This window comes from Pseudomonas flavescens (assembly GCF_013408425.1).
GTDB lineage: Bacteria > Pseudomonadota > Gammaproteobacteria > Pseudomonadales > Pseudomonadaceae > Aquipseudomonas > Aquipseudomonas fulva_A.
In genome coordinates this window covers 4,438,880-4,454,093 of the sequence record NZ_JACBYV010000001.1, presented here as the reverse complement: position 1 = coordinate 4,454,093, position 15,214 = coordinate 4,438,880, and the positions used below count along the sequence as shown (strand labels likewise).

General features: G+C 63.1%; 16 protein-coding genes. 12 read left to right on the top strand and 4 right to left on the bottom strand.

Annotation, left to right across the window (positions count from 1 at the left end):
* Positions 1 to 111: 111 nt before the first annotated feature.
* From ftsY to rpoH, 4 genes are all read left to right on the top strand, one after another.
* Positions 112 to 1,521, top strand: coding sequence for a signal recognition particle-docking protein FtsY (ftsY, locus tag FHR27_RS19975; protein ID WP_042555948.1), 1,410 nt, complete (start codon positions 112 to 114; stop codon positions 1,519 to 1,521).
* Positions 1,521 to 2,192, top strand: a complete 672-nt coding sequence (gene ftsE, locus FHR27_RS19970; RefSeq protein WP_042555949.1) for a cell division ATP-binding protein FtsE — start codon at positions 1,521 to 1,523, stop codon at positions 2,190 to 2,192. Before ftsY ends, ftsE begins: the two co-directional genes overlap by 1 nt.
* A complete protein-coding gene (gene ftsX, locus FHR27_RS19965; protein WP_179539370.1) occupies positions 2,189 to 3,205 on the top strand; it encodes a permease-like cell division protein FtsX in 1,017 nt (338 codons plus the stop codon). Before ftsE ends, ftsX begins: the two co-directional genes overlap by 4 nt.
* A gap of 132 nt (positions 3,206 to 3,337) precedes the next feature.
* Positions 3,338 to 4,192, top strand: coding sequence for an RNA polymerase sigma factor RpoH (gene rpoH, locus FHR27_RS19960; RefSeq protein ID WP_042555951.1), 855 nt, complete (start codon positions 3,338 to 3,340; stop codon positions 4,190 to 4,192).
* A gap of 370 nt (positions 4,193 to 4,562) precedes the next feature.
* Here rpoH and mtgA read toward each other — a convergent pair whose 3' ends face one another.
* Positions 4,563 to 5,285: a monofunctional biosynthetic peptidoglycan transglycosylase gene (gene mtgA / locus FHR27_RS19955; protein ID WP_042555952.1), complete on the bottom strand. Its 723-nt coding sequence runs from the start codon at positions 5,283 to 5,285 to the stop codon at positions 4,563 to 4,565.
* A 149-nt stretch (positions 5,286 to 5,434) separates the two neighbouring features.
* Between mtgA and FHR27_RS19950 the strand changes: the two genes are divergently transcribed.
* From FHR27_RS19950 to trmB, 4 genes are all read left to right on the top strand, one after another.
* Positions 5,435 to 5,806 (top strand): DUF423 domain-containing protein, encoded by a 372-nt coding sequence (locus FHR27_RS19950; protein ID WP_179539369.1) that lies wholly within the window; start codon positions 5,435 to 5,437, stop codon positions 5,804 to 5,806.
* A gap of 82 nt (positions 5,807 to 5,888) precedes the next feature.
* Entirely contained in the window at positions 5,889 to 6,089 is a 201-nt protein-coding gene (gene thiS / locus FHR27_RS19945; protein WP_042555954.1) for a sulfur carrier protein ThiS, read from the top strand.
* A 45-nt stretch (positions 6,090 to 6,134) separates the two neighbouring features.
* Positions 6,135 to 6,929 carry a thiazole synthase gene (locus tag FHR27_RS19940; protein WP_179539368.1) on the top strand — a complete coding sequence of 265 codons (795 nt, stop codon included), beginning with the start codon at positions 6,135 to 6,137 and terminating at the stop codon, positions 6,927 to 6,929.
* 87 nt (positions 6,930 to 7,016) lie between these two features.
* Positions 7,017 to 7,733, top strand: coding sequence for a tRNA (guanosine(46)-N7)-methyltransferase TrmB (trmB, locus tag FHR27_RS19935; protein WP_179539367.1), 717 nt, complete (start codon positions 7,017 to 7,019; stop codon positions 7,731 to 7,733).
* Positions 7,734 to 7,837: 104 nt separating this feature from the next.
* On the opposite strand, the gene FHR27_RS19930 is transcribed toward trmB, so the two are convergent.
* Positions 7,838 to 8,722: an EamA family transporter gene (locus FHR27_RS19930; RefSeq protein ID WP_042555957.1), complete on the bottom strand. Its 885-nt coding sequence runs from the start codon at positions 8,720 to 8,722 to the stop codon at positions 7,838 to 7,840.
* Positions 8,723 to 8,875: 153 nt separating this feature from the next.
* A complete protein-coding gene (locus FHR27_RS19925) occupies positions 8,876 to 9,655 on the bottom strand; it encodes an exodeoxyribonuclease III (protein WP_042555958.1) in 780 nt (259 codons plus the stop codon).
* Positions 9,656 to 9,748: 93 nt separating this feature from the next.
* Between FHR27_RS19925 and pyrE the strand changes: the two genes are divergently transcribed.
* Both pyrE and FHR27_RS19915 read left to right on the top strand, forming a co-directional pair.
* Positions 9,749 to 10,390 (top strand): orotate phosphoribosyltransferase, encoded by a 642-nt coding sequence (gene pyrE, locus FHR27_RS19920; protein WP_042555959.1) that lies wholly within the window; start codon positions 9,749 to 9,751, stop codon positions 10,388 to 10,390.
* Positions 10,391 to 10,417: 27 nt separating this feature from the next.
* On the top strand, positions 10,418 to 11,011 hold the full coding sequence (locus tag FHR27_RS19915) for a hypothetical protein (protein WP_042555960.1): 594 nt from the start codon (positions 10,418 to 10,420) through the stop codon (positions 11,009 to 11,011).
* 48 nt (positions 11,012 to 11,059) lie between these two features.
* On the opposite strand, the gene FHR27_RS19910 is transcribed toward FHR27_RS19915, so the two are convergent.
* Positions 11,060 to 11,461, bottom strand: coding sequence for an acyl-CoA thioesterase (locus tag FHR27_RS19910; protein ID WP_179539366.1), 402 nt, complete (start codon positions 11,459 to 11,461; stop codon positions 11,060 to 11,062).
* A 302-nt stretch (positions 11,462 to 11,763) separates the two neighbouring features.
* Between FHR27_RS19910 and FHR27_RS19905 the strand changes: the two genes are divergently transcribed.
* Positions 11,764 to 12,732 carry a PstS family phosphate ABC transporter substrate-binding protein gene (locus FHR27_RS19905; RefSeq protein WP_042555962.1) on the top strand — a complete coding sequence of 323 codons (969 nt, stop codon included), beginning with the start codon at positions 11,764 to 11,766 and terminating at the stop codon, positions 12,730 to 12,732.
* Between the two features lie 167 nt (positions 12,733 to 12,899).
* Entirely contained in the window at positions 12,900 to 15,185 is a 2,286-nt protein-coding gene (locus FHR27_RS19900) for an ABC transporter permease subunit (RefSeq protein ID WP_042555963.1), read from the top strand.
* Positions 15,186 to 15,214: the final 29 nt, after the last annotated feature.

Sequence of the window (15,214 nt, the reverse complement as noted above, 5' to 3'; positions counted from 1 at the left end):
CGTCTGTGCAGCGATGGTGTGCGAATCCCCCGTGCGCCTGCCGCCAAGCACCGCCCTCAGCCCGACCGTGCGAGGGCCATGGCGTTCGCCCCTCTGAGATAGCCGTCCTCCATGTTTGGTTCAAAAGACGACAACAAGATCCCGGCCCCTGATGCCAGCGCCGAACAGGGCGCAGAGAAAGCTACCGAGAAGCGCGGCCTGTTTGGCTGGTTGCGCAAGAAGCCTGTGGAACCCGCGCCTGCAGCGCCTCAGGCAGAGCCTGAACCACAGCCCGCTCTGGAGGCTCCCGAGCCGGTCGTGGCCGAGGTGCCTGCACCTGTAGAGCCGGTGATCATCGCCGAGCCAGAGCCAGAGCCAGAGCCAGAGCCAGAGCCAGAGCCAGTGGCCAGCGATCCGCTGCCGACCCGCCATGGCCCCGAGGCGCTGGACGAGCCGGTTGCCGAGCAACCGGCCGCCGCGCGTGCGCACCCGGTCGAACTGGCCAGCGGTAGCGACGTGCATCACGCTGTGCCGGCGACCCCGGCCGCCGTGCTGGCAGCGCCTGTCGAAGTGGCCGCGCCGGTCGCCGAGCAGAACAAGCCGTCGGACAACAAGGGCGGCTGGTTTTCCCGTCTGCGCCAGGGCCTGTCGAAGACCAGCGCCAGCCTGGGCGAGGGCATGGCCAGCCTGTTCCTTGGCAAGAAGGCCATCGACGACGATCTGCTCGACGAGATCGAGACCCGTCTGCTCACCGCCGATGTGGGTGTCGAGGCCACCACGGCGATCATCCAGAGCCTGACCCAGAAAGTCGCGCGCAAGCAGTTGACCGACAGCGAGGCACTGTACAAGTCCCTGCAGGAGGAGCTCGCCGCGCTGCTGCGCCCGGTCGAGCAACCCCTGCGCATCGATACCGGCAAGCAGCCCTTCGTGATTCTGGTGGTCGGCGTGAACGGCGCCGGCAAGACCACCACCATCGGCAAGCTGGCCAAGAAACTCCAGGGCGAGGGCAAGAAGGTCATGCTCGCCGCCGGCGATACCTTCCGCGCCGCTGCCGTCGAGCAGTTGCAGGTGTGGGGTGAGCGCAACAAGATCGCGGTGATCGCCCAGCACACCGGTGCCGATTCCGCTTCGGTGATCTTCGACGCGGTGCAGGCTGCCAAGGCCCGTGGCATGGACGTGCTGATCGCTGATACCGCCGGTCGTCTGCACACCAAAGACAATCTGATGGAAGAGCTGAAGAAGGTGCGCCGGGTAATCGGCAAGCTCGACGACACCGCGCCTCACGAAGTGCTGCTGGTACTGGATGCCGGTACCGGTCAGAACGCGATCAGCCAGGCCAAACAATTCAACCAGACGGTGAACTTGACCGGCCTGGCCCTGACCAAGCTGGATGGTACGGCCAAGGGCGGTGTGATTTTCGCCCTGGCCAAGCAGTTCGGCCTGCCGATTCGCTATATCGGCGTTGGTGAGGGCATCGACGATCTGCGCACCTTCGAGGCCGAACCCTTCGTTCAGGCGCTTTTCCAGCAACGGGAGCAGTGATGATCCGATTCGAGCAGGTCGGCAAGCGTTACCCCAACGGTCATGTCGGGTTGCATGAGTTGAGTTTCCGCGTCCGTCGCGGCGAGTTTCTGTTCGTCACCGGCCACTCCGGCGCCGGCAAGAGCACACTGTTGCGTTTGCTGCTGGCCATGGAGCGACCGACGTCGGGCAAGCTGTTGCTCGCCGGCCAGGACCTTTCGCAGATCACCAACGCGCAGATCCCCTTTCTGCGTCGGCAGATCGGCGTCGTGTTCCAGAACCATCAGTTGCTGTTCGACCGCAGCGTGTTCGACAACGTGGCCCTGCCGTTGCAGATTCTCGGCCTTTCCAAGAGCGATATCGGCCGCCGTGTCGGCGCTGCACTGGAACGGGTTTCCCTCAGCGACAAGGCCGAGCTGTACCCGGGCGACCTGTCCACCGGCCAGCAGCAGCGCGTCGGCATCGCCCGCGCCATCGTTCATCGTCCGGCCCTGCTGCTGGCCGACGAACCCACCGGTAACCTCGACCCGCGTCTGGCGGCGGAAATCATGGGCGTATTCGAAGACATCAACCGCCTTGGCACCAGCGTGCTGATCGCCAGCCACGACCTGGCCCTGATCGCTCGCATGCGCCATCGCATGCTCACCCTGCAGCGTGGCCGCCTGATTGGTGACGGGGAGGCCGCGGAATGAGTGCCTCTCGCGTACCACCACCCCAGCCAGCCCAGCGTGTCGGCGCGGCACCGAAGAACGCCGAGCCTCAAGGCCCGAACGATGAACCGGATTTCCGCACCCTGGCGCGCGCCTGGGCGGAAAACCACCGTGCCAGCCTGGTCGACAGCCTGCGCCGTCTCGGTAAGCACCCGATCGGCAGCTTCTTCACCTGCCTGGTGATGGCCGTGGCGCTGAGCCTGCCCATGGGCCTGTCGCTGCTGCTTGGCAATGTCGAGCGTCTTGGCGGCACTTGGGAGCGTGCCGCGCAGATTTCGGTGTTCCTCACCATCGACGCCAGCGATAGTCAGGGCCAGGCCCTGCGCGAAGAAATTGCCGGCATTGACGACGTCGCCGAAGCCGAATGGATCAGCCGCGACAAGGCCCTGGAAGAGTTCCAGCAGCAGTCCGGGCTGGGCGAAGCCCTCAAGGAACTGCCTAACAACCCGTTGCCCGGCGCTGTGCTGGTAACGCCCAAGGAAGTCGACAAAGCCACGCTCGAGGCGTTGCGTTTGCGGTTGGCAGAGCTGCCCAACGTCCAGCAGGCACAGCTGGACTTGGTGTGGGTCGAGCGTTTGAGCGCGATCCTCAAGTTGGGTGACCGTTTCGTTTTTGGTCTCACGGTTTTGCTGATCATGGCGCTGCTGCTGGTGATCGGTAACACCATTCGCCTGCATATCGAGAACCGTCGTACCGAGATCGAAGTGATCAAACTGGTCGGTGGTACCGACAGCTACGTGCGTCGGCCCTTTCTTTATATGGGCGCGCTCTACGGCCTGGGCGCCGGTGTGCTGTCCTGGCTGGTGCTGGCCTTCGGGTTGAACTGGTTGAACGATGCCGTGGTACGCCTGTCCGGTTTGTACGGCAGCGACTTCGCACTGGCCGGCGTACCACCGGCAGACGGCTTTTCCCTATTGCTGGGAGCGGTGCTGTTGGGGTATATCGGTGCGTGGCTGGCGGTGGCGCGACACTTGAGGGAGCTTGCGCCCCGCTGAGGCGCTAGCTTGACGCCTCGCCAAGTTATTGATTTGGTTGATATTGACTATTGACCGGGGAACCAGGATGGTGGCTTCCGGTCATATTGCGCAGTGCTACACTGCGTACGTTACGTGAATCGGAGGATTCAAATGTCCACTTCCTTGCAACCTGTTCATGCTCTGGTTCCAGGCGCAAACCTGGAAGCATACGTGCATGCGGTCAACAGCATTCCGCTGCTGACGCCCGAGCAGGAGCGCGAACTGGCCGGCAATCTCTTCTACAGCCAGGATCTCGAGGCCGCCCGCCAGATGGTGCTGGCCCACCTGCGTTTCGTCGTGCACATCGCGCGCAGTTATTCCGGCTATGGCCTGGCTCAGGCTGACCTGATCCAGGAAGGCAACGTCGGCCTGATGAAGGCGGTCAAGCGCTTCAACCCGGAAATGGGCGTGCGCCTGGTGTCCTTTGCCGTGCACTGGATTCGTGCCGAAATCCACGAGTTCATCCTGCGCAACTGGCGCATCGTCAAGGTCGCGACCACCAAGGCTCAGCGCAAGCTGTTCTTCAACCTGCGCAGCCAGAAGAAGCGTCTGGCCTGGTTGAACAACGACGAAGTCAATGCCGTGGCCGAAAGCCTGGGCGTCGAGGCCCGTGAGGTCCGCGAGATGGAAAGCCGTCTGACCGGTCATGACATGGCGTTCGATCCGGCTGCCGATGCCGACGACGACAGTGCCTTCCAGTCGCCCGCTCAGTATCTGGAAGACCATCGCTACGACCCGGCCAAGCAGATGGAAGACGAGGACTGGAGCGATACCTCCAGTGCCAACTTGCACGAGGCCCTGGAAGCGCTCGACGAGCGCAGCCGCGATATCCTCCAGCAGCGCTGGCTGGCTGAGGAAAAGGCCACGCTGCATGAACTGGCGGCCAAGTACAACGTCTCTGCGGAGCGTATCCGTCAGTTGGAGAAGAACGCGATGAACAAGCTCAAGGGCTCCATCGCCGCCTGATTCCGGCCTGCTGAACCCAAAACGCCCCGACATCGCTCGGGGCGTTTTCGTTTGTAGGCCGTTTGCGGATTGGCGCAAAGTGGCGGTAGCGGACATCGCCGAACTTTGTGGGAGCGCGCCATGCGCGCGAAGTCACGGGCATGGCCCGTTCCCACAAAAGCTCGGCGACAGCCCCACGCTCTCCGTTCGATCGCGTAGGGTGGGCTTCAGCCCACCATCACAACGCCCACAGCCCGCGGCGCTGAACCGCATGCGCTGTCGTCGGGTTGAATGGCTTTGGTGGGCTGAAGCTCCACCCTAGGGTTCATGCTCCTGGGGGCTTCGGCGCACCCATTGCACGCATCACGCTCATTAGGTATCCCGGTCCAGCCTACTTCTGCCACCAGCTTGGCCGTGGTGCCTGTAGCTGGTTCAGGTAGTGGCTGCCGCCGAGTTGGCGCATCTGCCGGCGGATCCAGTTGGCGCGCTGGTTGACGTAGCCGCTGGGGCGGCCTGCATCCAGCTGCCGCGGGTTGGGCAGTACGGCAGCCAGCAGGCTGGCCTGACGCGCCGAGAGGTACGACGCGCCGGTATTGAAGTGATGCTGCGCCGCCGCTTCCGCGCCGAATACGCCATCGGCCCATTCGGCGCTGTTGAGGTAGACCTCGAGAATGCGCTGCTTGGGCCACAGCAGCTCGATCAGCCCGGTGAACCACACCTCGAAACCCTTGCGCAGCCAGCTGCGGCCGGACCAGAGAAAGAGATTCTTCGCCACCTGCTGGCTCAGCGTGCTGGCACCGCGCACCGAACCACCCTGCTGGTTGTGCGATACCGCGGCCTTGATCGCGTCGACATCGAAGCCCCAGTGCTGGGCGAACTTCTGGTCTTCACTGGCGATGACGGCGATCTTCAGGTCGTCGGGCAACTGCTCCCAGGAGCGCCAGCTGCGCTGCAGGTCAATGGGCTGGCCGTCGATCCAGGATTCGATCTTGCGCTCGACCATCAGCGCCGTGCCCGGTGGCGGAATCCAGCGAAAGGCGAGCACCAGCAGGACCGAGCCGGCGATAGACCAGAACAGCAGCTTCAGCAGAACGCGGCGAATGGATCGGAGCATGCGCGGGGAGCCAGGCTTGATTGGCCGACCATTATACGGCTCCCTGCGCCGTTGCGGGCAACGCTGCGGGCGCTGCGGCAATCGGGAGCGCGCGTGGGGGCGGTCGAGGGCGTAAACTGCCTCATCCCTTGATGATCGGTGAGGACGTTATGGTTCGTCTGTGGTTGCTGCTGTCGGCCTTTGCCGGCTTTTCCGGGGTCGCTCTGGGGGCGTTCGCTGCCCATGGCCTGAAGAGCAGGCTGAGCCCCGAGTACCTGGCCGTGTTTCAGACCGGCACCCATTATCAGCTGATCCATGCCCTGGCATTGCTCGGTGTGGCGGTTCTCGCCCTGCTGGTGCCAGGCCGTCTGGTGAATCTGACGGGTAGCTTCTTCGCCCTGGGCATCGTGCTGTTTTCCGGCAGTCTTTATCTGTTGACCCTCAGTGGTGTCAGCAAGCTGGGTATCGTCACCCCGTTCGGCGGCCTGGCTTTTCTGGCTGGCTGGGCCTGCCTGGGGCTGCTCGCCTGGCGCATGGCCTGAGACGAATGGCCGGCCAGCGCCTTGGTCATCGCCGGTGATCGGGCTAGAATGCCGGCCCTTTCTCCTGTTGTGACGTGTCGCCATGCATATCCAGTTGAACGGTGAAGCCCTCGAGCTGCCCGACGGTGCCAGTGTCGCCGACCTGATCGAGCACCTGCAGTTGGCAGGCCGCCGCGTTGCAGTCGAGCGCAACCTCGATATCGTTCCGCGCAGCCAGTACGCCAGCACCGCGCTGGCCGAGGGTGACAGCCTCGAAGTGGTACATGCCATCGGCGGCGGCTGAGCCCTGCGCCACGCCCTTCCAACTCTCCCGTGCAGAGGAATCCCCATGAGCCACGTTGTCAGCGACAAGCCCTTCACCCTGGCTGGCCGTACCTATCAGTCGCGCCTGCTGGTCGGTACCGGCAAATACAAGGATCTCGACGAGACCCGTGCCGCCATCGAGGCCTCGGGCGCGGAGATCGTTACCGTGGCGGTGCGTCGTACCAACATCGGTCAGAACCCGGGTGAGCCCAACCTGCTCGACGTGATTTCGCCGGATCGCTACACCATCCTGCCGAACACCGCCGGTTGCTACGACGCGGTCGAAGCCGTGCGTACCTGTCGCCTGGCCCGTGAACTGCTCGATGGTCACAAACTGGTCAAGCTGGAAGTGCTGGCTGATCAGAAGACCCTGTTCCCCAACGTGATCGAAACCCTCAAGGCCGCCGACGTGCTGGTCAAGGAAGGGTTCGACGTGATGGTGTACACCAGTGACGACCCGATCATCGCCCGACAGCTGGCGGAAATGGGCTGCATCGCGGTGATGCCGCTGGCCGGTCTGATCGGCACCGGGCTGGGTATTTGCAACCCTTACAACCTGCGCATCATCCTTGAGGAGGCGACCGTTCCGGTACTGGTGGACGCCGGCGTTGGCACGGCCTCCGACGCCACCATCGCCATGGAGCTGGGCTGCGAGGCGGTGCTGATGAACAGCGCCATCGCCCATGCCCAGCAGCCGGTGCTCATGGCCCAGGCCATGAAATACGCCATCGAGGCCGGCCGCCTGGCCTACCTGGCAGGGCGCATGCCGAAGAAACTTTATGCCAGTGCGTCGTCGCCCCTGGAGGGCATGATCCGCTGAGCACAGCCTGCCGTACAGGTATCGAACGGGGACCGGCAGTCCCCGTTCGCGGTTTTCTCTTTCCCTATTCCGTGTCCCGAGTACTCCATGAGCGATATCGAACGAACCCCAGCCGAAGAAACCCCACGGCACATGCGCGCCATCAAGAGCTTCGTGATGCGGGCCGGGCGCATGACCGAAGGCCAGCAGCGCGGCTTCGATCAGGGCCTGCCGAAGTTCGGCCTGGCGTTGAGCGATGGCCTGCAGGATTTCGACGCGGTATTCGGGCGCAAGGCGCCGCGCACCTTCGAAATCGGTTTCGGTATGGGCCACTCCACTCTGGAAATGGCCGCCGCAGCGCCTGAGCAAGACTTCATCGGCGTGGAAGTGCACCGGCCGGGTGTTGGTGCGCTGCTCAACGGGGTGATGACCCAGAACCTCAGCAACCTGCGGGTGTACAGCTGCGATGCGCTGGAAGTGTTGCGTCAGTGCGTGGCCGACGCCAGCCTCGACCGCGTGTTGTTGTTCTTCCCGGACCCCTGGCACAAGGCGCGTCACAACAAGCGCCGTATCGTTCAACCGGCGTTCGCCGAACTGGTACGTCAGAAGCTCAAGGTCGGCGGTGTGCTGCACATGGCCACTGACTGGGAACCCTATGCCGAATACATGCTGGAAGTGATGAGCGTCGCACCTGGCTATCGCAACCAGGCAGCCGATGGCCGCTGCGTGGAGCGCCCGGCCGAGCGCCCGGTGACCAAGTTCGAGCGCCGTGGTGAGCGCCTGGGGCACGGCGTGTGGGACCTGAAGTTCGAGCGCATCGACTGATCGGGCCGATCAGTCGGATCGCCTGGTCCTTGCCGTCGATACCGTTGGCGGAGGCCGCGCGGAGCTGAAGGTTCAGCTCGGTCGCTGCCCCAGCGGTGTCCCCGTCAGGCCGAAACGCCGCGCAACTGCTGCAACAGGCGTGCGCCGAACACATTGATCAGCAACCCCAGCATGACCACGGCCGCTCCAATCCATTGTGCCGTGCTCAGGCCTTCGCCCAGCAGCAGCCAGGCCGAGCTGAGGCCGACCACCGGCACCAGCAGCGAGAAGGGCGCCACCTGGCTGGCCGGGTAGCGTGACAGCAGGCGGCTCCACAGGCCGTAGCCCAGCAGGGTGGCGATGAACGCCAGGTAGGCGATGGCCAGCAGCGAGTTGAGGGAAATCGTGCGCAGCGCCGTTTCGATCTGCGCCGGGCCCTCGAGCATCAGCGACAGCGCCAGGAATGGCAGCGGTGGAATCAGGCTGCCCCATACCACCAGGCTGACCAGATTCACCTTGCCGATGCGCTTGGTGACGATATTGCCCAGCCCCCACATCGCCGCCGCGCACAGGGTCAGCACGAAGCCGGCAAGGGTGAAGCTGCGCCCGCTTTCACTGCCGATCAGCAACAGCCCTGCGGCCGCCACGACCAGTCCGATCAGGCTGCTGCGACGCACCGTTTCGCCGATGAACAGCGCAGCGAAACCCAGGGTGAAGAAGGCCTGTGCCTGCAGTACGAGCGATGCCAGGCCGGCGGGCATGCCGACGTACATCGCCGAGAACAGAAAGGCGAACTGCCCCAGGGAGATGGTCAGGCCATACGCGAGCAGCCAGCGCAGCGGCATGTCCGGGCGGCGGATGAAGAGAATCGCCGGAAACGCCGCCAGCGCGAAACGCAGGGCGCCGAGCAGCATTGGCGGTACGCCTTCGAGGCCGACCTTGATGATCACGAAGTTGACGCCCCAGGCGACGATCACCACGGCAGCCAGCAGTATGTCCTTGGGTGTCATCGGCGCGGCCTCGTGTGGTGGTATGCGGACGCGCAGGCTAGCGCGGATGGTTCACGCTGGCACGTCACAGTTGGCGGCGTTTTTCCCAATACAGAACAGCGCAAATGAAAACGCCCCGAACAGGTCGGGGCGTTTTCGTGTCAGCGGCATCGATCAGACGGTCAGCGTCCAGTCGTAGTCGACGATCAGCGGCGCATGTTGGGAGAAGCGCGGCTGACGTGGCAGGCGAGCGGTGCGAACACTGCGACGCATGCCCGGGGTGAGCAACTGGTAGTCGAAGCGATAGCCCAGGTTGAGCATCTCCGCCTGTTCGTTGTCCGGCCACCAGCTGAACTGGTCAGCCTCGCGGTTGACCTCGCGCACGGCATCGACATAACCCATGGTGCCGGTGATCTCGTCCATCCAGGCGCGCTCGGGCGCCATGAAACCGGGTGATTGCTGGCAGTCGCGCCAGTTCTTCACGTCCAGCTTCTGATGGGCGACATACAGCGAGCCGCAATAGATGTAGTCACGGCGCTTGCGGCGCTGCTTGTCCAGGTACTTGGAGAAATCGTCCATGAACTTGAATTTCTGATTCAGGTTCTCGTCACCGCCCATGCCCGAAGGCAGCAGCAGCGTGGCGATACTCACTTTGTCGAAATCTGCCTGCAGGTAGCGCCCGTAGCGATCGGCCGTTTCAAAGCCGAGTCCGCTGATTACCGCCTTGGGTTGCAACCGCGAGTAGAGTGCCACGCCACCTTGGCTTGGCACTTCTGCATCGCAGGCATAGAGGAAATAGCCATCCAGTTGGAGGGCTTGGTCGTCCAGCTCAAAGGCGGAGGCACGGGTATCCTGCAGGCAGATCACGTCGGCATTCTGTGCTTGCAGCCAACTGAGCAAACCGCGCTCGACTGCAGCATGAATACCATTCACGTTCACACTGATGATCCGCATAAATGGCCCCCAAAAACACGTGCGTGTATGATACCTGAGCTAGACGCCATTTAGTAATTCCAAGCCACATCCAGTGCCGCCTCAGGGTCATTAATGCAAACGTATCAGCGCGATTTCATTCGTTTCGCCATCGAGCGAGGCGTTCTTCGCTTCGGCCAGTTCACCCTCAAGTCGGGACGCGTCAGCCCTTACTTCTTCAATGCCGGGCTGTTCGCCAGTGGCCTGGCGCTGGCCCGCCTCGGGCGCTTCTATGCGGCCGCGGTGGTCGACAGCGGCATCCCCTTCGACGTGCTCTTCGGCCCGGCCTACAAGGGCATTCCGCTGGCCGCCAGCACAGGCGTGGCGCTCGCCGAGCACCATGACCTCGACCTGCCCTGGTGCTTCAACCGCAAGGAAGCCAAGGATCATGGCGAAGGCGGCACGTTGGTCGGCGCGCCATTGGAAGGCCGCGTGCTGATCATCGATGACGTGATCACCGCTGGTACCGCGATCCGTGAGGTGATGCAGATCATCCAGGCGCAGAACGCCCAGGCGGCCGGTGTACTGATCGCGCTGGACCGTCAGGAGCGCGGTCGTGGCGAGCTGTCGGCGATTCAGGAAGTGGAGCGCGACTTCAATATTCCGGTGGTGAGCATCGTTTCTCTGCAGCAAGTGCTGGAATATCTGGCCGATGATGCTGAACTGAAGCAATACTTGCCTGCTGTGGAGGCCTATCGGGCCGAGTACGGCATCTGAGTCTGACGAGCCGAGAGAGCGCGCTCCATGTTCAAATCGCCCATCATGCGTCGCACCCTCTGGCTTGGTCTGCTGCTGCCGCTATGGGCGAGCGCCAGCGAGATGTATCGCTACACCAATGCCCAGGGCATCACGGTGATCGACCGCCAGGGTGTGCCCAGCGAGTTCATCGGCAAGGGCTATGACGTGCTCAACGAGCAGGGGCGTGTCGTGCGTGTGGTGCCGCCAGCGCCGACGGCCGATGAAATGAAGAAGCTGTTGGCTGACCGCGAGCGGGCCAAGTCCGATACCCAGTTGCTGCGTCTATATAGCAGCCCCGAAGACGTCGACCGTGCCCGCGCCCGCAAGTTGGCCGAATTGGATGGGCTGATCGGTGTGGCCAATGGCAACCTGCAATCGGTTCGCTTGCAGCAGGCCAACCTGCAGAAGCAGGCGGCGGATCAGGAGCGGGCAGGGCGTCAGGTGCCGGAGCAACTGCTTGCCCAGATCAACGGTCAGCGTGATGAGCAGGTTCGTCTGAAGAAGGACATCGAGCGTCACCAGGCGGCGCGCAAGCAGGCGGAGAGCAGCTTCGCAGCGGATCGCGCGCGGGTCAGCGAGCTGATCGGGCAGGGCCGCTAAGGACTGAAGAAGCGGTCATGCAGTGGGCTTACGCGCGGTCGGTTGCACTCAGCGGCGCGGTGGCACCGAGCGGGTGCGGCCACTGCCGTCGATGGCGACGAACACGAATACCGCTTCGGTGACCTTGCGCCATTCGCTGGAAAGCGGGTCATCGCTCCACACTTCCACCAGCATCTGGATCGAGCTGCGGCCGATCTCCAGTGCCTGGGTATAGAAGGACAACTGCGCACCCACCGCCACCGGAACCAGAAAGGCCATGCGATCGATGGCCACGGTTGCCACGCGGCCGGCAGCGACCTTGCTCGCCATTGCCGTGCCGGCCAGATCCATCTGCGAAACCAGCCAGCCGCCAAAGATATCGCCGAAACCATTGGTCTCGCGTGGCAGAGCGGTGATCTGCAGTGCCAGATCGCCCTGAGGTATCGGGTCTTCCTGTTCGAAGTCTTTCATCTGTTCACGGCTCGCGGCGCTGTGGTGGGCCCGTTGATGGGGCCGGGAAAGTATACCGACTGGGTGGTCGCCCCGCGACCTTAGCGCGTTGCGCCCGCCCATGCACCCGTATTCGCATCGCCGACGTCCCTCCTGCGCCGTCATCCAACTGTCATATTGGTTACATAGAGTGGTCACATGGGCTGACGATACTGAGCCCCGTTCCAACCAACACGACCCCAATCGTGAGAAGGCGGTAAATCGGGCGCTACGACCACGGCACGCCGGCCTTCCAATGATTACCACTCTGCTAGGAGCAAGGCATGAAACTGAAGCGTTTGATGGCGGCCATGACATTTGTTGCAGCTGGCGTCGCCACTGCCCATGCGGTTGCCGCTGTCGATCCGGCTCTGCCGACCTATGAGAAGACTTCGGGCGTATCGGGCAACCTGTCCAGCGTTGGCTCCGATTCCCTGGCCAACCTGATGACCCTGTGGGCTGAGAACTACAAGCAGTCCTACCCGAACGTGAACATCCAGATCCAGGCCGCCGGTTCCTCCACCGCGCCACCTGCGCTGACCGAAGGCACCGCCAACCTCGGCCCGATGTCGCGCGCCATGAAGGACAGCGAAATCCAGGCTTTCGAACAGAAGTACGGCTACAAGCCGACTGCCGTTCCAGTCGCCATCGATGCCCTGGCCGTGTTCGTCCACAAGGACAACCCGATCAAGCAACTGACCATGCAACAGGTCGATGCGATCTTCTCCAGCACCCGTCTGTGCGGCGAGCCCAAGGAACTGAAAACCTGGGGCGAGCTGGGTCTGAGCGGTGAGTGGGCTACCAAGCCGATCCAGCTGTTCGGTCGTAACTCGGTATCCGGCACCTACGGCTACTTCAAGGAAGAAGCCCTGTGCAAAGGCGACTTCAAGTCCAACGTCAACGAGCAGCCAGGTTCGGCTTCCGTGGTGCAGTCTATCTCCAGCACCGTCAACGCCATCGGTTACTCGGGCATTGGCTACCGTACCGCCAGCGTCCGTGCCGTTCCCCTGGTGAACAAGAAGGGCGAAGTCGAGGAAGCCAACGAGAACAACGCGCTGTCGGGCAAGTACCCGCTGGCTCGCTTCTTCTACATCTACGTGAACAAGGCGCCTAACAAGCCGCTGAGCCCGCTGGATGCAGAGTTCCTGAAACTGATCCTGTCCAAGCAGGGCCAGGACGTCGTGGTCAAGGATGGCTACATCCCGCTGCCGCTCAAGGTCATCGAGAAGACCCGCAAGGAGCTGGGGCTGTAAGCCTCTAGCAACCTGCAATTCGCGAAGCCCGCCTCTCTCCGAGAGGCGGGCTTCGCCACGTCACCGTGCTGTAACTTTTCTGTCACACGAACGCGCTAGATTGGCCGGGCTCGTGAAACGGACTGAAAATACGGCGCGCTCATGGCCGCGCAGAGACGCTCTCCACTATGAATGACTTGGCAAGTGAACCCATGACCGCCTCTCCAAATTCCCTCGGGCTGGACTTCAATACTCCGGCTCTGCAACGCAAGCGCCGCATACGCGCCTTCAAGGACCGCCTGGCCCGCTGGTGCGTGTCGATCGGTGGCCTGGCGGTGCTTGGCGCCATCACCCTGATCTTCTTCTACCTCGCCTATGTCGTGCTGCCGATGTTCCAGGGCGCCGACATCGAGAAACGTGACGCCATACAGCCAGCCTGGTTGGCCGATGCCGGTGAGCCGCTGCTGATGGCGCTCGAAGAACAGAATCAGGTCGGTATGCGCCTGTCTGGCGACGGCAAGATCCAGTTCTTCGATGCCAAGAGCATGGCCGCACTGACCAGCATCGACCTGCCCCTGCCTGCCGGCAGCCAGGTGGTCTCCGTCGGTGAAGATCAGCCGGGCAGCCACCGTGTTGCCCTTGGCCTGTCCAATGGCCAGGCGCTGGTGTTCGAGCACGCCTACCGCATTTCCTACCCGAACGACGTGAAGACCATCACCCCGTCCATCGTCTACCCGTTCGGCGAGGCGCCGCTGACCATCGACCCCGAAGGTCGCCCGCTTGAGCACATGGGCATCAGCGTGAACAGCGGTACGCTGCTGATCGCCGGTTCGGTGGGGAGCGAGCTGCAGGTGCTGAGCCTGAGCCGCGACGAGAACATGATGACCGGTGAGGTCGAGGTCAGCGAAGAGCGCCTGTCGCTGCCGCAGATCGCCGAGCCGATCAAGGAACTGACCATCGACCCACGTCAGCACTGGCTGTTCGTGATCAACGGTCGCGCCACTGCCGATGTATTCGATCTGCGCAGCAAGGCTCTCAACGGTCGCTACAAACTGTTCAACGATGGCAACCGCGAAATCACCTACGCGACCTCCCTGCTGGGTGGCATCTCGCTGTTGACCGGTGATAGCACTGGCGGCATCCAGCAATGGTTCATGGTGCGTGACGAAGATGGCAATTCTTCGCTCAAGCCGGTTCGTGAGTTCAAGCTCGCCGACAGCCCGGTCACCCAGATCATCTCCGAGGAGCGTCGCAAGGGCTTCATCGCCCTGGACGACAAGGGCAACCTGGGTATTTTCCACAGTACCGCGCACCGCACCCTGCTGGTCGAGCCGGTCGCCGAAGGTCACAACATCGCCGCGCTGTCGCCGCGCGCCAACCGGGCTCTGGTCGAAGCCAATGGCAAGATCGAGCGCATCCTGATCGATAACCCGCACCCGGAGATTTCCTGGAGCTCGCTGTGGGGCAAGGTCTGGTACGAGAACTACGACAAGCCTGCTTACGTCTGGCAGTCCACGTCGGCCAACACCGACGCCGAGCCGAAACTGAGCCTGGCACCCCTGGCGTTCGGTACTCTCAAGGCCGCGTTCTACGCCATGTTGCTGGCCGCTCCGCTGGCCATCGCCGCGGCGATCTACACCGCGTACTTCATGGCGCCGGCCATGCGCGGCAAGGTCAAGCCGGTCATCGAATTGATGGAAGCGCTGCCGACCGTGATCCTCGGCTTCTTCGCCGGTCTGTTCCTCGCTCCTTATGTGGAGGGACACCTGCCCGGCATCTTCAGCCTGCTGATATTCACGCCGATCGGCATCCTGCTGGCGGGCTTCCTGTGGAGCCGCCTGCCTGAGTCCGTGCGCCTGCGCGTGCCGGATGGCTGGGAAGCGGCGCTGCTGATCCCGGTGATTCTGCTGGTCGGCATCGTCTCGCTGAGCATGAGCGGCTACCTGGAGAACTGGCTGTTCGATGGCAACATGCGTGCCTGGCTGAGCGACGACCTGGGCATACCCTTCGATCAGCGCAACGCGCTGGTGGTCGGTCTGGCCATGGGCTTCGCGGTGATCCCGAACATCTACTCGATCGCCGAAGACGCCGTGTTCAGCGTGCCGAAGAGCCTGACGTTCGGTTCCCTGGCCCTGGGTGCCACGCCCTGGCAGACCCTGACCCGCGTGGTGATCCTGACCGCCAGCCCGGGCATCTTCTCGGCGGTGATGATCGGCATGGGCCGTGCCGTCGGTGAGACCATGATCGTGCTGATGGCCACCGGCAACACGCCGATCATGGACATGAACATCTTCGAAGGCCTGCGCACCCTGGCAGCTAACGTGGCGGTGGAAATGCCCGAGTCGGAAGTCGGCGGTACCCATTACCGGGTGCTGTTCCTCTCCGCCCTGGTGCTGCTGTCGTTCACTTTCGTCATGAACACGTTGGCCGAGCTGGTGCGTCAGCGCCTGCGCGTCAAGTACGCTTCGCTCTGAGGACTGCAAGACTATGTCCGTGAAACAGC